The organism is Mangrovimonas sp. TPBH4, from assembly GCF_001280505.1.
Lineage (GTDB): Bacteria > Bacteroidota > Bacteroidia > Flavobacteriales > Flavobacteriaceae > Mangrovimonas_A.
In genome coordinates this window covers 1-19,378 of the sequence record NZ_LBIO01000039.1, presented here as the reverse complement: position 1 = coordinate 19,378, position 19,378 = coordinate 1, and the positions used below count along the sequence as shown (strand labels likewise).

The 19,378-nt window shown below is 38.5% G+C and carries 12 protein-coding genes and 3 tRNA genes; 7 read left to right on the top strand and 8 right to left on the bottom strand.

What is annotated here, in order from left to right; all coding sequences use genetic code 11:
- Window positions 1-46: 46 nt before the first annotated feature.
- The 5 genes from ZA05_RS03330 (at window position 47) to ZA05_RS03310 (ending at window position 7,703) form a co-directional block, all read left to right on the top strand.
- Window positions 47-2,824: a bifunctional aconitate hydratase 2/2-methylisocitrate dehydratase gene (locus tag ZA05_RS03330; RefSeq protein WP_053990268.1), complete on the top strand. Its 2,778-nt coding sequence runs from the start codon at window positions 47-49 to the stop codon at window positions 2,822-2,824.
- A gap of 175 nt (window positions 2,825-2,999) precedes the next feature.
- Window positions 3,000-5,270 carry an aconitate hydratase gene (locus ZA05_RS03325; protein WP_053990267.1) on the top strand — a complete coding sequence of 757 codons (2,271 nt, stop codon included), beginning with the start codon at window positions 3,000-3,002 and terminating at the stop codon, window positions 5,268-5,270.
- A 102-nt stretch (window positions 5,271-5,372) separates the two neighbouring features.
- Window positions 5,373-6,044 carry a Crp/Fnr family transcriptional regulator gene (locus ZA05_RS03320; protein WP_053990266.1) on the top strand — a complete coding sequence of 224 codons (672 nt, stop codon included), beginning with the start codon at window positions 5,373-5,375 and terminating at the stop codon, window positions 6,042-6,044.
- Window positions 6,045-6,115: 71 nt separating this feature from the next.
- Window positions 6,116-7,060 (top strand): hypothetical protein, encoded by a 945-nt coding sequence (locus tag ZA05_RS03315; protein ID WP_053990265.1) that lies wholly within the window; start codon window positions 6,116-6,118, stop codon window positions 7,058-7,060.
- A 76-nt stretch (window positions 7,061-7,136) separates the two neighbouring features.
- Window positions 7,137-7,703, top strand: coding sequence for a TlpA disulfide reductase family protein (locus ZA05_RS03310; RefSeq protein WP_053990264.1), 567 nt, complete (start codon window positions 7,137-7,139; stop codon window positions 7,701-7,703).
- A 54-nt stretch (window positions 7,704-7,757) separates the two neighbouring features.
- Here ZA05_RS03310 and ZA05_RS03305 read toward each other — a convergent pair.
- From ZA05_RS03305 to ZA05_RS03295, 3 genes are all read right to left on the bottom strand, one after another.
- Window positions 7,758-7,830, bottom strand: a tRNA-Lys gene (locus ZA05_RS03305).
- A gap of 49 nt (window positions 7,831-7,879) precedes the next feature.
- Window positions 7,880-7,963 (bottom strand) — tRNA-Leu (locus tag ZA05_RS03300).
- 53 nt (window positions 7,964-8,016) lie between these two features.
- Window positions 8,017-8,089: transfer RNA gene (locus tag ZA05_RS03295), tRNA-Lys, on the bottom strand.
- A 117-nt stretch (window positions 8,090-8,206) separates the two neighbouring features.
- On the opposite strand from ZA05_RS03295, the gene ZA05_RS03290 reads away from it, so the two are divergent.
- A complete protein-coding gene (locus ZA05_RS03290) occupies window positions 8,207-8,734 on the top strand; it encodes a shikimate kinase (RefSeq protein WP_053990263.1) in 528 nt (175 codons plus the stop codon).
- Between the two features lie 10 nt (window positions 8,735-8,744).
- Here the strand turns inward: ZA05_RS03290 and ZA05_RS03285 are convergent, their stop codons facing one another.
- Both ZA05_RS03285 and ZA05_RS03280 read right to left on the bottom strand, forming a co-directional pair.
- A complete protein-coding gene (locus ZA05_RS03285; RefSeq protein ID WP_053990262.1) occupies window positions 8,745-9,248 on the bottom strand; it encodes a phosphoribosyltransferase domain-containing protein in 504 nt (167 codons plus the stop codon).
- A gap of 51 nt (window positions 9,249-9,299) precedes the next feature.
- Window positions 9,300-9,674 carry an RNA-binding S4 domain-containing protein gene (locus ZA05_RS03280; protein ID WP_053990261.1) on the bottom strand — a complete coding sequence of 125 codons (375 nt, stop codon included), beginning with the start codon at window positions 9,672-9,674 and terminating at the stop codon, window positions 9,300-9,302.
- Window positions 9,675-9,873: 199 nt separating this feature from the next.
- Here ZA05_RS03280 and ZA05_RS03275 point away from each other — a divergent pair, with 199 nt between their 5' ends.
- Window positions 9,874-10,806, top strand: a complete 933-nt coding sequence (locus ZA05_RS03275) for an FKBP-type peptidyl-prolyl cis-trans isomerase (protein ID WP_053990260.1) — start codon at window positions 9,874-9,876, stop codon at window positions 10,804-10,806.
- A gap of 81 nt (window positions 10,807-10,887) precedes the next feature.
- Here ZA05_RS03275 and ZA05_RS18570 read toward each other — a convergent pair whose 3' ends face one another.
- The 3 genes from ZA05_RS18570 to ZA05_RS03265 all read right to left on the bottom strand — a co-directional run.
- The gene (locus tag ZA05_RS18570; RefSeq protein ID WP_082333654.1) at window positions 10,888-11,118 is read right to left on the bottom strand and encodes a T9SS type A sorting domain-containing protein; all 231 of its coding nucleotides are present in this window, start codon (window positions 11,116-11,118) and stop codon (window positions 10,888-10,890) included.
- 166 nt (window positions 11,119-11,284) lie between these two features.
- Complete coding sequence (locus tag ZA05_RS03270; protein WP_053990259.1) at window positions 11,285-18,811, bottom strand: LamG-like jellyroll fold domain-containing protein; 7,527 nt, start codon at window positions 18,809-18,811, stop codon at window positions 11,285-11,287.
- A gap of 311 nt (window positions 18,812-19,122) precedes the next feature.
- The coding region (locus ZA05_RS03265) for a T9SS type A sorting domain-containing protein (RefSeq protein WP_157514495.1) at window positions 19,123-19,378 on the bottom strand (256 nt) is incomplete at its 5' end.

Genomic DNA, 19,378 nt, shown 5'->3' with positions numbered 1-19,378 from the left:
GAAATATTAATCGCATAAAAGCCAATTAAATCATAATACTAATAATATGAATTTATACAACGATTACATCAAGGAGATCGAACAACGAAAAGCTCAGGGGCTTCATCCAAAGCCTATTGACGGAGCTGATTTGTTAAGCGAGATAATTGAACAAATTAAGGATTTGAATAACGAAAATCGCGAAGATTCTCTGAATTTCTTTATTTACAATACGCTTCCGGGAACTACAAGTGCTGCAGGAGTAAAAGCTAAGTTTTTAAAAGAAATTATTCTTGGTGAGTCTGTTGTTGAAGAAATTTCACCAGCGTTTGCGTTTGAGCAATTGTCTCACATGAAAGGAGGCCCTTCCATTGAAGTCCTTTTGGATTTGGCTTTAGGAGAAGATGCTGCGATTGCTGCAGAAGCTGCCAAAGTGTTGAAAACACAGGTGTTTTTATACGATGCTGATACAGCTCGTTTGGAAGCAGCTTTTAAAGCAGGAAACATCATAGCTAAGGAATTGATTGAAAGCTATGCTCAAGCTGAATTCTTTACACAACTTCCTGAGGTGGATGAAGAGATTAAAGTAGTAACCTTTATTGCAGGTGTTGGAGATATTTCTACAGATTTATTGTCTCCTGGTGCCGATGCACATTCACGTTCAGACCGTGAGTTGCATGGACAGTCTATCTTTGAGCACAACAAAGAAATGCAAAAAGCATTGACTGAATTGAAAGCACAGCACCCAGATAAGCGCGTCATGTTGATTGCTGAAAAAGGAACAATGGGAGTTGGATCGTCAAGAATGTCAGGTGTTAATAACGTGGCCTTATGGACCGGTATCGAATCTAGCCCATATGTACCATTTATCAATATTGCACCGGTAATTGCAGGAACCAACGGAATTTCTCCAATTTTCTTAACAACTGTTGGAGTAACAGGTGGTATTGGTATTGATCTTAAAAACTGGGTAAAGCAAAAGGATGCTGAAGGAAATACGGTTGTAGACGCAAACGGAGATCCAGTTTTAGAGCAAGCCTATTCTGTGGAAACAGGAACAGTGCTTACCATCAATACCAAAGAGAAAAAATTATACAATGGAGATCAGGAATTAATCGATATTTCTGCGTCTCTAACGCCGCAAAAAGTGGAGTTTATCAAAGCAGGTGGATCTTATGCTGTTGTATTTGGTAAAAAATTGCAAACATTTGCGGCTAAAGTTTTAGGAATTGAAATTCCTCAAGTATATGCCACTTCAAAAGAAATTTCTGTTGAAGGACAAGGATTAACGGCAGTTGAGAAAATCTTTAATAAAAATGCCGTTGGAACTACACCTGGCAAAACATTGCACGCTGGTTCTGATGTTCGTGTTGAAGTAAACATTGTAGGATCTCAGGATACTACTGGATTAATGACGTCTCAGGAATTGGAAGCTATGGCGGCAACCACTATTTCTCCAATTGTTGATGGAGCTTACCAATCTGGATGTCACACCGCTTCTGTATGGGATGATAAGTCTAAAGCCAACATTCCTAAGTTGATGAAGTTCATGAATGACTTCGGATTAATTACAGGGCGTGATCCTAAAGGTGAATACCACGCAATGACCGATGTAATTCACAAGGTGTTAAACGATATCACAGTAAGTGATTGGGACATTATTATTGGTGGAGATTCGCACACACGTATGTCTAAAGGAGTTGCTTTTGGTGCCGATTCCGGGACTGTAGCATTGGCTTTGGCAACAGGTGAGGCGACTATGCCAATTCCACAATCTGTAAAAGTAACCTTCAAAGGAAACATGAGAAGCTTCATGGATTTCCGTGATGTGGTACACGCTACACAACAACAAATGTTGAAGCAGTTTGGTGGTGAAAACGTATTCCAAGGACGTGTAATCGAGGTGCACATTGGAACATTGACTTCTGACCAAGCCTTTACATTTACCGATTGGACTGCAGAGATGAAAGCTAAGGCTTCTATTTGTATTTCAGAAGATGAAACCTTGATCGAATCTTTAGAAATTGCTAGAGACCGTATCCAAATCATGATCGATAAAGGTATGGATAACGAGCCGCAGGTACTTCAAGGTTTAGTGGACAAGGCCAATGCAAGAATTGTTGAAGTTAAAACAGGAATTAAGCCAGCTCTTAGACCAGATGCTAATGCTAAGTACTATGCAGAGGTTGAGATTGACTTGGATGAGATTGCAGAGCCAATGATTGCCGATCCAGATGTAAACAATGAAGATGTTTCTAAGCGTTATACGCACGATACTATTCGTCCATTGTCTTTCTATGGAGGAACTAAGAAAGTTGACTTAGGATTTGTCGGATCTTGTATGGTTCACAAAGGAGATATGAAAATTTTAGCTCAAATGTTGAAGAACATTGAAGCGCAACAAGGAAAAGTTGAGTTTAAGGCTCCGTTAGTAGTGGCGCCTCCTACTTACAACATTGTTGACGAGTTGAAAGCTGAAGGAGATTGGGAAGTATTACAAAAGTACTCAGGATTTGAGTTTGATGACAATGCACCCAAAGGATTGGCACGTACAAAGTATGAAAACATGTTATACTTGGAGCGTCCAGGTTGTAACCTGTGTATGGGTAACCAGGAAAAAGCGGAGCCAGGTGATACGGTAATGGCAACATCTACACGTTTATTCCAAGGAAGAGTTGTAAAAGATTCTGGAGAGAAAAAAGGAGAATCTTTATTGTCTTCTACTCCAGTAGTAGTATTGTCTACAATTTTGGGTAGAACTCCTACTATGGAAGAGTACGAAGCAGCTGTTGAAGGAATTGTGTTGACTAGATTTGCACCGTCTCAAAAGCAATTGGTACTATAATCATCACAGATTTTTAAATAGATCAAAAAGTCCGAGTTGAAACTCGGACTTTTTTTATGCCTAACATTTTGAGTGTTTAAGTTTGCAAAGCGCTGGTATTTAGGTTTTTCAATAGAGGACTTATTTTGTATATTGTAGACACTAAAAAAATGATTAATAATCAATAAGAAAATTTATGGCATTTGATATAGAAATGATAAAGGAGGTTTATGCAAAAATGGCGGAGCGCGTTGATAAGGCACGCAACGTTGTGGGTAAACCATTGACCCTTTCCGAAAAGATTTTATATTCCCATTTATGGGATGAAACTCCTGAAAAGGCTTTTGTAAGAGGGAAAGATTATGTGGATTTTGCTCCAGATAGAATCGCCTGTCAGGATGCAACCGCTCAAATGGCCTTATTGCAGTTTATGCAGGCAGGAAAACCAAAAGTTGCCGTGCCTACAACCGTACACTGCGACCACTTGATCCAGGCAAAGCAGGGAGCCAAGCAAGATTTAAAGCAAGCCAATGAAACCAGCAAGGAAGTGTTCGACTTTTTGGCTTCGGTGTCCAATAAATATGGCATTGGGTTTTGGAAACCTGGAGCAGGAATTATTCACCAAGTAGTTTTAGAGAACTACGCCTTTCCTGGGGGAATGATGATAGGTACCGATTCGCATACCGTTAATGCGGGAGGCTTGGGCATGGTGGCTATTGGAGTAGGAGGAGCTGACGCCGTAGATGTAATGGCAGGGATGGCCTGGGAGCTTAAATTTCCTAAATTGATAGGGGTTAAGCTGACGGGGAAATTATCGGGCTGGACGGCGCCAAAGGATGTGATTTTGAAAGTAGCTGAAATCTTAACCGTAAAAGGTGGTACCGGTGCCATTGTGGAATATTTTGGACCTGGAGCAACGGCTATGTCCTGTACCGGTAAAGGTACCATTTGTAATATGGGAGCGGAGATTGGAGCAACCACTTCTACATTTGGGTATGATGAATCTATGGAGCGTTATTTGCGAGCTACGGAAAGAGCAGATGTTGCCGATGCCGCCAATGAAATCAAAGAATACTTGACGGCTGATGCTGAAGTTTATGCAAACCCAGAACAGTACTTCGATCAAGTAATTGAAATTAATCTTTCAGAATTATCTCCACTTTTAAATGGACCGTTTACGCCGGACTTGTCTACTACTGCGGGTAAGGAAATGACTGAAAAGGCAAAAGCAAACGACTGGCCACTAGCCGTAGAATGGGGATTGATTGGGTCGTGTACCAATTCCTCTTATGAAGATCTGTCAAGGGCATCTTCGATCGCACAGCAGGCTTTGGATAAAAATTTAAAAACGAAAGCGGAATTTGGGATTAATCCAGGTTCTGAGCAAGTGCGTTACACGGCCGAGCGTGATGGAATTCTTCAAGTGTTTGAAAAATTAGACGCCACAATATTCACCAATGCCTGCGGCCCCTGTATTGGGCAGTGGGCGCGTTATAGCGATCCGAAAAACGCTCCTAAAAATAGTATCGTGCATTCCTTCAATAGAAACTTTGCAAAGCGGGCTGATGGCAACCCCAATACGCACGCCTTTGTGGCCTCTCCGGAATTAACAGCGGCAATTGCCATTGCCGGACGTTTGGACTTCAATCCAATAACGGATAAGTTAATCAATGAAAATGGGGAAGAGGTGATGTTTGATGAGCCTACAGGATGGGAATTACCTCCAAGAGGCTTTGAAGTTAAGGATAATGGCTATGTTGAGCCGGTAGCAAACGGAAGTGGCGTAGAAGTGACGGTAAGCCCAACTTCAGAGCGTTTACAATTATTGGAGCCATTTACGCCAATTGGAGACACCATTACTGGGGCTAAATTGTTGATCAAGGCCTTTGGTAAATGCACTACAGATCACATTTCTATGGCGGGGCCTTGGCTACGTTTTAGAGGGCATTTGGACAATATTTCCAACAACTGTTTGATTGGTGCTGTAAATGCTTATAATCAACAAACCAACTTTGTGAAAAATCAATTGACAGGAGAATATGGAGGCGTACCAGATGTGCAACGCCAATATAAAGCCGCCGGAATCAAAACAATAGTTGTCGGAGACCATAACTATGGAGAAGGCTCTTCTCGTGAGCACGCTGCCATGGAACCTAGGCATTTAGGAGTTGCAGCTGTATTAGTGAAGTCATTTGCACGTATCCATGAAACAAACCTTAAAAAGCAGGGAATGTTGGCCTTGACCTTTGATAATGAAAATGATTATGATTTGGTGCAAGAGGATGACACCTTCAATTTCTTGGATTTAAATGAATTTGCTCCAGACAAACCATTGACTATAGAATTGGTGCACACCGATGGTTCTAAAGATGTCATTACTGTTAATCACAGTTATAACGAAGCGCAAATTGCTTGGTATAAAGAAGGTTCAGCCTTGAATCTTATCAAAAAGCAAAATGCTGCTTAATATGCTCTTATAATAATGAAAACTCCTGATTAAAATCATGAGTTTTCATTATTTGTAGTTTGTTGGGAGATTCGATCAATAGCGTAACTAACAAAAAGACTCATGAATACTATTTGGTTTTTTGAAGATGTTAATCTTTTCAAATTGTTGTGTCCACACAAGTATAAAAACTTCAAAAAATCACATCAAATAAACCACTATAATAAAAAGGACTTCATCTATTTTGAAGAGGACAGTTCCAATAAAGTTTTCTTGATTGAAAGGGGAAAGGTCAAAATAGGCTACTATACAGAGAGCGGAGATGAGATTGTCAAGTCCATTTTGCTTAAAGGAGAACTGTTTGGTGAAAAGGCCATTTTAGGTGAAGAAAAACGAAGTGAATTTGCCCAGTGCATTGAAAATGATACAACTATTTGCCCCGTAGGGGTGGATACTATGTATGGATTGATGAGGGATAATAGATCTTTTAGTTTTAGAGTGTATAAAATAATTGGTTTTCGCCTAAAGAAGTTGGAGAGAAGACTGCAGCTATTAATGTTTAAGGATTCAAAAACCAGGCTGTTGGAATTTTTGGAAGAACTTTGCGATGACTACGGTTATGATTGTCAAGAAACCGAATTGCGAGTAATAAAACATCCGTATACCCAAAAGGATATTGCTACTTTAATAGGGGTTTCTAGACCAACGCTTAACATTCTTATGAATGATTTGAAAGAAAAACACATTATTGACTTCGGGAGAAAGGAGATTAAACTATTGAAGAAATTGGGATAGTGTTAGGTAGCTAACATTTTTTTTCTCGTTCATAACATAACTTTAAAGGATAATTCTAAAAAAAAATAGTTATGAGCAGAAAGATGATTTTTTTAACGCTTTTAGTTTTGTCCGTTTTTGCATGTAGCAATGATGATGACAACACAATGGACCCTATTGGAGTAACTCCTTTAGACCCCGCTACGGCACCAAAAGTAAGTGTAGATAGGTTTAGTACCGCTGCAGGGACTTTGATGGTAAGAACTTCAGCTAATGGACTTCCTGAAGCCAATGAGCCAGTTAATTTTGATTCGGGTGAACCCTTTATCACTCAAGGCTTGGCTCCCGATGGTTCGATAGTGAGATATTACAATTTTGATGTACAACCTACAGAACCGGCTCCCATTTATTTGTTTTTTGACCAGCAAGGTAATGCAGTGGAAAATCAAATCAATCTCATTGATGTGATCCCTGGTGATGTTGGGTACAATGATTTTTGGCAAGTTAACCGAGTGACCGTTTCGAGTGATTATGTAGCAAACACGATTTCAAATTTAGACGATTTATTAATGTCCGGTTTCGATATAGAAGAAACAACAACAATTGTAAATTGTCCGGTTGTGCCGCAAGGGTCTACGGCAAGTATGCGAGTTGGTAGTGAAGATACAGGATTGCATATGGGCTGGTACAAAGACCAGGTTGTATTTTACTTTTCATTCTTTGAAAAGATTTTGGATGGAGGTACGTCCAATATGGTGCCTTTATCTCCCATTTTCGTAAGCTTTAACGTTAATCCTGACCCTAACAATTCAGATAGTGGTCCTGCGTCCGGATTTGTAACAGAAATGGGGACGAGTCAAACCCACAATGTCATAGCTACACTGCCGCAAGATTCGGATTATTCCCCTTTGTGGAATGTGAATGTCTATGACAATGCCGATTTTGAATTGGTAAATGATTTGTCTAGTGCAGGGATGGCCAATATTTTGGCAACAGGTGTGGCAACGGTGAATTGTCCAGTTGTTTTTATGGAATAAATAAATTTCAAAATATTCAAGTTTGTTTATTGAAAAAGCATATTTTCACATGTGAGAATGTGCTTTTTGTATAATTATGAATAGAAATAAATTAGGGAATATCATTTTTGGACTTATGATAGTATTATTGATTATTCCGCAAACAAGAAAGCCAATTCAAATAGGGATACACAAAATGTTGGGCGTTTTTTCTCCAAGTGAAATTAAAAAGGAGGAAAGGTTGACTTTAAGCTCTTATGATTGGCAACTTATGGGAGAGGATGATAAAGTAATGTACTTTGATACATTGAAAGGAAAGGTTGTTATTATTAATTTTTGGGCTACTTGGTGTCCTCCCTGTATTGCAGAAATGCCCGATTTTGAAAATTTATATCAACAGTTCAAAAACAATAAGGAGGTCGTCTTTTTGTTTGTGACTTCAGATAAGAAGGAAGCAGTAAAATCGTTTAAGGAAAAGCATGATTTTAGTTTTCCTGTGTATAGGCCCATGAATTCGTATCCAGTGGAATTGGAACATGAAACCATTCCAAGGACTTTTTTTATTGGACGAGAGGGGGAGATAGCAATCGATAAATCTGGAGTAGCCAATTGGGATGGTGCTCGTGTAATACAACAAATAGAAAACCTACTGAATGGAGAGTGATCAGTCTTTTATAAACAAAAAAAGTTAAGCATTGTTGCTTAACTTTTTTCTTTGTGACCCGGCTGGGGCTCGAACCCAGGACCCTAACATTAAAAGTGTTATGCTCTACCAACTGAGCTACCGAGTCATAATATTTTTGAGGTTTAAACGTCTCTTCATAGAGGCGTTGCATTCTGTGCGCACGAGAAGATTCGAACTTCCACATCCTAATGGATACTAGCCCCTCAAGCTAGCGCGTCTACCGGTTCCGCCACGTGCGCATTCGGTCAACTTAATAAAAAAAGTTAAGCCATTTCGCTTAACTTTTTACTTGTGACCCGGCTGGGGCTCGAACCCAGGACCCTAACATTAAAAGTGTTATGCTCTACCAACTGAGCTACCGAGTCTTTTTGTAATGCGGGTGCAAAGATAGGATGATTTATTTGTTTTCCAAACCATTTTCAAAATAATTTTTTGTTTTTTTGCCTTAGAGATACATATGCTTTTAGCTATCAATATATAACATGGAAAAAAAAATATTTTTAATTGGATACATGGGGTCGGGTAAATCCTCAGTTGGATCGAAATTGGCTGAAATTTTAAAATGTGAATTTTTGGATTTGGATGCATTTATTGAAGGAAAGGAGGCCATGTCTGTTAGGGAACTATTCAAATTGAAAGGAGAAATTTATTTTAGACGGGCAGAGACAACATATCTTCAGGAAATCATCGATCAAAAAGAGGCTAAGATTATTTCGTTGGGTGGTGGTACACCTTGCTACGGAAATAATATGCAAAGAATTTTAACGGCTCCCAATGCCAAAAGTGTGTACTTAAAGGCTTCTATACCTACTTTAACCAAACGTTTGTTTGACGAACGTGAAAACCGTCCATTGATAGCACATCTCGATACTGAGGAGCTCTTGGTGGAGTTTATTGGGAAGCACCTTTTTGAACGTTCACCATTTTACAGTCAAAGCGAGGTGACCATCTCTACCGATGGCAAGACGAAAGAGGAGATTGTTGAAGAAATTTTGAAGGTATTAGATTGAGGCCTCTTGTTTATTGCAAGAATGCTTCATAAGTGTCACCATCAAGAATCACTTCAACATGTTCTTTGATTGACGTAGAAAGGGAAATACCCTTGAAATCGGCTTTAACGGGATATTTTTTATGGTTTCGGTTTACCAATACTGCGGTTTTGAACTGTTTCAATGGTACATTTAAAAAATGTTTCACACCATAAATAAGCGTACTTCCGGAGTTTAGGACATCATCAACCAAAACAATAGATTTGTTGGTGTAGTCTTCTTCTTTTAAAGAGGTTTTAACTGCTTCCAAAGGGTGTCTTTTGTCAACAATCACTTTACACAATACCGTCGAAATATCTGAAATGTTATCCAAGGAAGCTTTAAGTTTTTGTGCCAAGAGGTATCCATTACTATCAATTCCGGCGAGAATCACTTCTTTTTCCGAAACATTACTTTCATAAATTTGGTAAGCAATACGACGGATTTTATGCTGGATTTCCTGATGGCTCAGTATCGTGTTTTTTGTGGCTGTCATGGTTTCTGTTATTTTGTCAAAGATAAAGGAGAAAATTCAATAATGGGATATTCAATCGTCATTTTCATCGTAATAGTCCTCCAAGTCGCGACGGTCTTTTTTGGTAGGTCTCCCAGTGCCTTTTTTTCTGTAATAATCCTGAGAATACTTCAAAAGTTCCTTGGCTTCAAACTCTTCTTTTGGCGTTAAATCGGTTCTGTAAATATCCACGAGCTTTGCGCCAACACGATTTGGTGGAACATCATTCACTCTAATTTTATAGTTGATTTGATCTTTGCGTAATTCTATAGTGTCCGAGATAAAAACTTCCCTGCTGGGTTTGGCCACTTGCTCATTGATTTTTACGTGGCCTTTTTTACAGGCATCGGTTGCAATACTTCTTGTTTTATAGTATCTCACACACCAGAGATATTTGTCAATTCGCATATTAAAATAATAAAAACTACGTTAATCTTTTTGTACAAAAGTATTATAATATTGTATCTTGCGCACTTAAAATTACGCAATATTGTTGTGTTCTGCCTTACAGAATGCACATAGAAAAAGAAAATAACTTAACTACACAATAGGTATTCAAAACCCAACTTAAAAGGTGGCGACGACTTAAAGTTAAAAAATAAGGTATATGAAATTAAAAAATTACCATGTATTAGTACTTGGATTGATTTTGGGCTTTGTGTCCTGTAATAAGGATGATGACGGAAGTACTACGGTTGCAGAAAGGGACAGAGTAGAGCAGCAGGAGACTGACAGGGATTCTTTAATGGGATATTTTGAAACCCATTACTATAATGCGTCTACTTTTACAACTCCAGGAAACTATTCCTTAGCAGATTTAGTGATATCTGAATTGCCAACTGATGAGGATGGGAATTATTTGGAATTGCCGGACCCTGAAAATAATACTTTGTTAATTGATGCCGTTGAAACCCATACAACAACCTATGAAGAGACGGAGTATGAATATTATATTTTGAGATTGAATCAAGGAGGAGGGGAGATGCCGCATTTTTCTGACAGCGTTTTGGTGAACTATTCCGGGAACACTATGGACGAGGATGTGTTTGACAGTACTGTAAATGCAGATGTGGATTTTGATTTGCTAGGTGTTATTCCTGGATGGAGGGAAGTGTTACCTCAATTTAATGCGGCAACATCTTTTGTTGAAAATGGTGATGGAACAGTAACTTACGAAGGCTATGGTTTTGGTGCTATGTTTTTGCCTTCCGGATTGGGATATTTTTCGTCTGCACAAACCGGGATTCCTTCTTATTCCAACTTGATTTTTAAGTTTGAATTATACCAAACCGAGGTGAATGACCACGATAGTGATGGCGTACCTTCTTATTTGGAAGATTTGGATGGTGATAAAGATCTATACAACGATGATACCGATGAAGATGAAGTACCTAACTTTTTAGATGTAGATGACGATGGGGATGATGTCTTGACAAAACATGAAGATTTGGATAACGATGGAGATCCAACCAACGATTTGAATGCAGATGGCGTGCCTTTGTATTTGGATGAGAACTCCACAGAATCCAATCAAGATTAACTTTATTTTGAAATAACAAAAAAGAAAGAGGCGCTTAACAGCGGCTCTTTTTGGTTTATATGAGGAATAACGTCATTTAGATTACAGACTATTAATCATTATCTTTTTAGTAAATACTCCCTTGGAACTTTCTACTAGGATAATGTAGGATTGTTTCTCAACACTTGTAAGAACAATATTTGCTTCATTATTGTTTAGGTTTGTTTTGGCAAGGATTCTTTGCCCTAGTACATTGTAGATGAAAACATTTTTCAAATTAGTTCCTTGGGATGCTTTTACATTTAATTCTTTCGAAAACTGAGAGTAAGTAATTTACCCGTTTCATTGTTTTATATGAGTAAGTTTTTTTTGTGTTATTTACAATGTTATTGGTCCCTATATTAAAGTTCCATTCTAAAGTGGAACCTTTTGGTATTTATATCTTACATAAAAAAGCAGCCGTTAAGGCCGCTTTTTTTATAATGAATGGTTGTAGGTTTTAATCTAGTTTGATAACCACCTTTTTGTTGAAAGATCCTTTGTCAGTTACCACTTTGATAATGTAGTTGCCATCAGCAATCTTTTTTACAGGAATTTTAAATTCACTTGAAATTGGAGTATTTGTAGCATTCCAAGATTTCACTGTCTGTCCAATAATATTGGTAAGATATACTTGTTTTACATTAAGATGTTGAGGAGTCCTAATATAGATTTCTTTGCTATGGTTTAAATAGTTTACCACAATGCTTTCAAAATCTCTGTCTATTGTAGCCAAAGTGTTGTCTGTTTCAAAAGTAATGTAGAATCTATTTTCATGATAGCCTGCATCCAATTGTATTTCAAATGCATTTTGATTTATTTGAGTATAGGTTCCTGTTAAGGAATCATATACAAAGACCTCTATTTCCTCTTCAAAATTTTCTATTTCTCGTAGCATTATTTCTAAATTTCCATTTTGCCCCATTATGACATTCAAAGGGTATTGATTGGAGTTATCAAAAGGCCCTACTCCTTGAATGACATAGTTCTCACCAGAAATATTCCACGAAACATCCGAACTATAGGAATCCATGTTTTTGGCATCATATCCAAAATTAAATTCATCATTGGCCTCATTGTTACTAACAAAACCAAGTAATAAATGTCTTTCCAGATTATCAGATGTTGAAGCACTTATCCTAATACGCTTGATTTCATTTTGGGACTCTTCAGTTTCTTGATTTTCATTAGTATTTGCCATTCTTAAGAATGTAGAAGTTCCAGTACCAGTCTCTCTTTTAAATATTCTTTGGTCGTTTTCAAATTTAATTTGCCCTCCTGTTCCTGGCTGTAATGCGTTAACAACAAAGCCTTGTCCAACCGGGATGTATCGTCCAGGCATCAAGGTAGATGATCCTAATCCACTGATTTGATATCCATCCTCAGTAATTGGAGGCGTTGTTGGAATTTCTCCGCCTGTTAGATTATAGACAGCAAAGCCTCCTTCATATTCAGACAGAGTATGAGAGTTGTTTGATGCATAGTGTACCCAAAAATATAGTGTACCATCAAAGGCATTTGTCGTGCCCGGATTGGCAGCACTGCTATAAACCTCGTTAGCAATTGTGTTTGGAATATTATCTTTAATAAATTCGTCGGCATCAAGTGCACTTGGATATGGATTTCCAATTAAAAATTCCTCACCATTGCTAAATGCAGTTGAACTGTTTTGTATTGTACCGTTGTTGGGTTTTCCTTTGAAAATGTAATTTTGATTATCACCATTGGCTCCACTTCCTTTCATAGTATACCCATTGGCCGATGGTATACTACCATAGCTGCCCACATGATTCCACTGTAAATATGTATTTGAAACAGCATTATAGGTGTAAATCCATCGATTGGTGATTGATAGTGGTGGTCCAGGGTTGGCATTATGTCCTTCTATCCAACTTATGGATTGAGGGATGTCGGTGTTCGTGCCGTCCATTAAAACATTTGCAACGGTATAGGTTGTATTATTAGCTGTTGAATTTTGAGGGCTTACTGGGCTACACCAATAATTATAGTTATAAAGATTACTTGTGCCTTGTTGATCACGTTCAATATAACCAGAACTGGCTTCTTCCAAAATACTCCCTTCATCTTGTATTAATTGTGATTCACCCACAAGGTCGATGCTACCGTCTAATTTTAAATAATGGGTAATCCTTAAGCCTTGGCCGTGATTGGTTTCATCTTGAGGAGTGCTGGTGTCTGCTATGGTAAGTTCACCATTATTATTAAGTAATCCTAAAAGTGTGATGTCTTTATTTCCTGAAGAAATATTGTGGTCGGTTACTACAATGTTCCAATCAATAGAAGAACCATTTACACCAGTTCCATTAGGGTAATCCCAAACACTGTCTCCATATAACCATGGTGTGGTGCTGGATGTATCTGTCCACATTCCATCTGACTTCGATTTATAAGGAATTGGTGCTGACTCTTCCTGCCAGGTTGTAATGTTTCTTAATTTTCCATTGAAAGATGTGGAGGTGTTTCCGGTTAAGAACCCATTATTGACATCTGTCGCTTGGTCCATATGATAATAAGCAGTTAGATTGCTCCAAGATAAACCAGGAATATCTTGAGGTACAATTAGGCCTTTAACGGCACCTCCATTATTGGTAATTTCTTGATTCATCATTAATTTAAGCTGATCTTGAGTAAGGGCCAAATTCCAAATACGCAATTCATCCATCCAACCTTTAAAATAATTAATAGGTTTAAATGGTGGAGTGGTGGTTTGATCCATAGCTCCAACAATAAATTCTCTTGAATTGGATGTAGGAGCTACACCATTGGTACTTCCAACTTCAATACCATCAATATATAGTATGTAAGTTGAGCCGCTAAAGGTTACGGCAATGTGATACCAACGTTGTGTACTTACTTGATAAGGGGAAACTAAGTTGTTTCCATTCCATCTAAATGATATAGTGTTGTTAACCAATCTAAGGTCGTAACCCGTAGTAAGATTGCCTGCATCTCTTTTTGAAAGAATTGTTTGAGTATTGTTGGAAACACTTCCTGGTTTTACCCAAACACTTAAACTGAATGGACCAGTTAGGTCATAATGATTATTGAAAGTGATGTTGTCATTTACTCCATCAAAATCCAAGGTACTACATTCAGATAGTGTAATTTGAACATCATCCGTTTTAGTAGGACAACTTCCACTACTTATAGTCCATCTTAAGACGTAAGTCCCTACCATATCACCTGAAAAGGAAGTGTTTGGCTGATTGACATCGGTAAAGCTTGTTGATGCTCCGGCAGGTGCCGAAATCAAGGACCAAGAACCTGTACCTACTGTTGGAGTATTAGCGTTTAATATGGTTGTATCCAAACCACAATTCAACGTTTGATCAGTTCCAGCATTGGCATTGGTCAAGTTTTGAGGTTGTGTGATAGTAATTGTTTTGGTAATTTGACATCCTAAGGCATCTTCAACAATGACTTGATAGTTTCCAGCTGTTAAGTTATTGGCTGTAGAAGTTGTTTGAATAGGGGACGTGTTCCATGTATATTCATAAGGAGCAGTACCTCCTGATACTGATACAGATGCCGTTCCATCATTAAACCCATAGCAAGAAACATTAGTTCCGCTTATGTCAGCTACTAATTCGGTTGGTTCATTTACGGTAGCAGAAGCAGTGGTTGTACAACCATTGGCATCCGTAATCGTTACTGAATAAGTTCCTGCTGAAAGTCCAGATGCTGTAGCTGTTGTTTGAACAGGAGAAGTATTCCAAGAATAGGTGTATCCTGGGGTTCCATTTTCCACCGTTACCGTAACATAGCCATTGGAGGCATTGTAACAGGATGCATCAAAAGCTTCTGCTGTAGCCGTTAATTGGGATGGTTGTGTAATGGTAACCGATTTAATTTCTTGACAACCGTTATTATCTGTAACCGTTACGGTATAAGATCCTGCACTTAAGTTTGTTGCAGTTTGGGTTGTTTGGCTATTGGACCATACATAGGAATAAGGAGCAGTTCCTCCTGACGGCGTTGCCGTTGCAGTACCTCCGTTACTTCCAAAGCAAAGAGCAGGTGTTTTAGTGATATTGACCTGCAATGCGTTTGGTTGCGATAGAGTCACTGAATTTGAAACTGAACACCCATTTGCATCTGTAACAATTACTGAGTAATTTGTATTGGCAGCTAATCCATTGGCAGTTTGTGATGTTTGTCCGTTAGACCATTGATAGGTGAAAGGACTTATACCTCCGCTGGTCACTGAAACGGTTGCAGTTCCATTTGCGGATCCAAAACAAGTTGGATTTGTAGAGGTAATATTCGTTAGAATTTCTTCTGGGGCTTCTAAGGTAACATTTGTTTCAAATGTACATCCATTGCTATCTGTAATGTTTACTGTATAAGTTCCTTCGGATAAGTTGGTTGCAGTAGCGGTTGTCTGACCATTGGACCATACATAGAAGTAAGGAGCGGTTCCTCCGGATGGGGTTACTGTGGCCGTTCCATTATTACCATTTGTACATGATATGTCCTCTCCATTGTAATTGCTAGTTACATCTGCTGTGGCGGTTAATTGCACAGGTTCAGTAATTATTGAATTGGCAGTTGTAATAGTACCTGCAGCATCCGTTACCGTTACGGAATAGGTTCCTGCCGGAACATCTGAAATAGTATCACTAGTTTCTCCATTTGACCATAAATAGGAGTAAGGAGCTTCACCCCCTGTTGCATTCACGGTACCGGCACCTGTTGAATTGCCATTACAATCAACAGGGGTGGTTTGAGCCACGGCAGCCAAAGGTGCAATTACAGTGATGGCATCACTTGCACAATTACATTTAGGTTTTGACGGCAAACAATCCGAATTTTGGTGTTGTTTCCAAGAATAGAGTAATCCAGTTAATGTAATTTGGTTTCCGCAGATATAATCATCATCCAGTAAAAGCTGACCTTGGCTACTCACAGGTATAGCTTCCCCTTCATAAAGACATTCTTCAATATATTGGGAAGTGGTAATCCCAGTAAGAGCATCGGTTACTTCATATCCAACGATTACATAAAGGTTATATTTTGGTTGTGCTGTACTAGGGGTAGTGAACCAAATATAGACAGAGAGCGGGGTGCCGCCAGTACATTCTTCTATTGGGTTACCATCTTCGTCCCCTATATAAAAGTCTCCAATTTCAAAATCATTAGCGTTACATTTGCTACAATCGACATTGTAGGTATAACAAATTGCCAATTGATGAGTTTGGCTAATGGTTGTACTTTGTCCGGAGGCATCTGTTACAGTAAGGGTTATTACTTTGTCCCCTGCAGTGGCATACTCCACTTCTTGCGTGCCACTATAAATGCCTGGAGAGGTTTGGGAATCTAACCCAAAATCCCATGAAAGGGTAAATGGGGCAATACCTCCTGAAATATTCGGAATAATTGTTAAGGTTTCTAAATCATCGATATCCACACATTCAGAAGAGGTAGTCATAGAAGCACTTAAAGGGTCTCCAATATATACCGTTGCTGAAGAAGTACAGCCGCTTTCATCAGTAATGGTTACTGTATAAGTTCCCGAGGATAACCCCGAAATAGATGAGGTAGTTTCACCATTACTCCATAAATAAGTATAAGGGGCATCACCTCCAGAAGGTGTTGCTGAAGCTGTACCGTTTGAAGCTCCAGCTCCTGTCGTGTTCGTCCAAGTAGCTGACATAGTAAGTTCTGTAGGAGCTACATTTGTGACACTAGATGAAGAAGAAGAACATCCATTACTATCTGTAACTGTTACAGTATAAGTTCCAGGAGCTAAACCAGAAATAGTCTGTGTAGTTGCTCCTGTGTTCCATAAATAAGAATATGGAGCAGTCCCTCCTAAAGGTGTTGCCGTAGCGCTTCCTCCTGTACTTGAACCATTTATTAGACACCCTTCAGTTCCAGAAACATTTACTGTTATGGGGTCAGGTTCAGTAACATTAATTTCAACTAATTCCTGACAACCATTATTATCCGTAATTGTTACGGTATGGTATCCCGCCGAAATATTAGAAACTGAACTGGTTGTGGCAGAGCCGGCTGAAATACTCCATTGGTAAGTGTATGGAGGAGTTCCTCCCGAAGCCGATGCATTTGCTGTACCATCGGTTCCATTAAAGCAGGAGGGGTCAGTGGATGATGCGGAAGCAATTAAGGCTGTTGGTTCGTTAATCCACATGCCTTTTGTTTTTGAACAACCATTAGCATCAGTTACTATACAAGTATAATATGCATTTGCTAAGTTTGTAGCGGTAGGGGTGGTTTGAATAGGGGAAGTATTCCATGAATAAGTATACGGGCCTACTCCTCCTGCAACATTTGCAGTCAAGGTGCCATCTGATAATCCATTACAGGATATATTTGTTCTTGATAGTAAAAGGGAGATATTGCTGGGTTGAGTAATAGTTATAGATTGAACAATTTGGCACCCATTGTTATCTGTTACTATTATGGTATAGTTACCATTGGATAAATTTTCAATATCTTGATTGGTACTTGAATAACCTGCAGGACCAGACCACTGGTAATTATAGGGGGGAGTTCCTCCAATAGGTGTAATATCGAGGGTGCCATCTGAGCCCCAAGTACAAGATACATCGTTTTTCTCTTCAATATCAATAGATAGAGTTTCTGGTTGCATAATTTCTATTGAAGTAGAGATATTGCAACCTTTTGAATCTGTAATAGTAACGGAATGAATTCCTGCATCCAAATTATTAGCTGTTGCACCATTTTCTCCGTTATCCCAAGTATAAAAGTATGGGCTATTGCCCCCAGATACATTGACAGTGGCCTCACCATTTGATTGCCCATTACAGCTTACTTGAGAAATTTGTGTTGCTGTAGCTGAAAGTACTTCAGGCTCTTCGATAGTTACAGAACATGAACTTGAACAACCATTAGCGTCTATAACATTAACGGTATAGGTGCCTGCAGAAAGGGCATTAGGATCTTCTCCGTTCCAATTTACAGTTATGGGGGCTATTCCTCCTGAGATATTCAAATTGGCTATACCATCATTACCTCCGAAGCAACTCACGTGTTGCCCAACAGTGATGTTACAATTTATTTCTTGGATTGTAACGTTTTGGGGAATATTGTAAACATTACCATTGCCAAAATCAAAATTCCAATTAATGGTATAAGTTCCGTTTGAATCAAAGGAAATTGGATCTGAAGTTGTTCCATTTATTGTACCTCCACAATTATCTGTTCCAGTTGGAGTAGAAACTGAATACCCGCATCCCCAAGTGATGTCTTCAATCCCAGTGAAACTAGGTGCTTGATTGTCCGTAACAATAACATCAAATTCACAAAGATCTATCGAACCATTGCCATTTGCTTTAACTTTTACAGTAGTGGTCCCTACGGGGAAATTATAGGGAGAGGTAATGGTGTCACCAGGGCCGGCAAGAGTATAAGTGATGATAGGAGGGCAGTTGTCTTCAACATCTGCCTCGAAACTTACCGAAGCTGTACATAACCCTGGATCTGTGTCGAAATTTCCTCCCAAGGAAGAACAGTCCAATACGGGGGCAATGTTATCAATAACTTGTATTTGAACCTCGCACGTTTCTAGAACAAGACCGGTTTCAGTATGTACAAGTTGCAATGAAATGTCGTTTATTCCTATATTGCTACAAGTAAAAGAATCTTCATTTAGAGATAATGAGTAAAGAGATGCATCGTAAATACTCCCGTCGTCAATAGTCTCAACCATTATGGAGGCTAGACCATTTTCATCAAGATAAATTGTGTATTCAATAGTAGAGCTATCACCGTCCCCAATACAGATCAATTCAGGAGGATCTGCTAATAAGTTGATAGAATAATTATCAGTGAACACATCGCTGTTTGCATTTGCTTCTTCAAAAACGATAGAAACATTGTCTAAGCTGATGTAATTGAAAAGTTGATTAGTTTTGGCTGCTAAAAGGTTGGTAGTTAATGTAAAAAGGACCAACTGAACAAGGCAGAGGTAGTTTTTTATCATATAAATAATTTGTTTGAAATTAGGGGATAGCAAAGTATTCTCTTGAAAGAGAGGAGATAATTAGAGCGGATTCCTATATTATCTTTCATAGGTGGTTTACGACTCAAAATGCTTTTTGGTAGACCAAATATATAAAATATTCGATGAAATGATAGGCTTTTATCCTAAATGTAAGTGCTTTTTGTAAAATTATGTAGTTTGATAAGGAAAATATGCAAGAATTGCATCATGGAATATAATGCATGAGTATTTTTTAACATTATAAAAAAGCAGTCTTTTCAAAAGACTGCTTTTTGAGAGATAAGGGCTTTTTAATCTAATTTAATAACCACTTTTTTATTATATGTACCTCGATCCGTAACAACTTTTATGATGTAATTGCCATCTGAAATTCTTTTAACTGGAATTTTAAATTCACTAGATATGAGATTATTAGTGGCATTCCATGATTTTACTGTCTGGCCAACCATATTGATTAGATAAACTTGTTTAATAATATTGGATTCCGGAGTTTTGATGTAAATGTCCTGGGAGCTATTTAAATAATTGACTATAATGTTCTTCTTG

What these genes read in the sequence shown, in the direction of transcription:
- ZA05_RS03310 (WP_053990264.1), top strand. Translation starts at nt 7,137, where the DNA reads ATGAATAGAAATAAATTAGGGAATATCATTTTTGGACTTATGATAGTA.
- ZA05_RS03320 (WP_053990266.1), top strand. Translation starts at nt 5,373, where the DNA reads ATGAATACTATTTGGTTTTTTGAAGATGTTAATCTTTTCAAATTGTTG.
- ZA05_RS03280 (WP_053990261.1), bottom strand. Translation starts at nt 9,674, where the DNA reads ATGCGAATTGACAAATATCTCTGGTGTGTGAGATACTATAAAACAAGA.
- ZA05_RS03290 (WP_053990263.1), top strand. Translation starts at nt 8,207, where the DNA reads ATGGAAAAAAAAATATTTTTAATTGGATACATGGGGTCGGGTAAATCC.
- ZA05_RS03285 (WP_053990262.1), bottom strand. Translation starts at nt 9,248, where the DNA reads ATGACAGCCACAAAAAACACGATACTGAGCCATCAGGAAATCCAGCAT.
- ZA05_RS03315 (WP_053990265.1), top strand. Translation starts at nt 6,116, where the DNA reads ATGAGCAGAAAGATGATTTTTTTAACGCTTTTAGTTTTGTCCGTTTTT.
- ZA05_RS03325 (WP_053990267.1), top strand. Translation starts at nt 3,000, where the DNA reads ATGGCATTTGATATAGAAATGATAAAGGAGGTTTATGCAAAAATGGCG.
- ZA05_RS03270 (WP_053990259.1), bottom strand. Translation starts at nt 18,811, where the DNA reads ATGATAAAAAACTACCTCTGCCTTGTTCAGTTGGTCCTTTTTACATTA.
- ZA05_RS03275 (WP_053990260.1), top strand. Translation starts at nt 9,874, where the DNA reads ATGAAATTAAAAAATTACCATGTATTAGTACTTGGATTGATTTTGGGC.
- ZA05_RS03330 (WP_053990268.1), top strand. Translation starts at nt 47, where the DNA reads ATGAATTTATACAACGATTACATCAAGGAGATCGAACAACGAAAAGCT.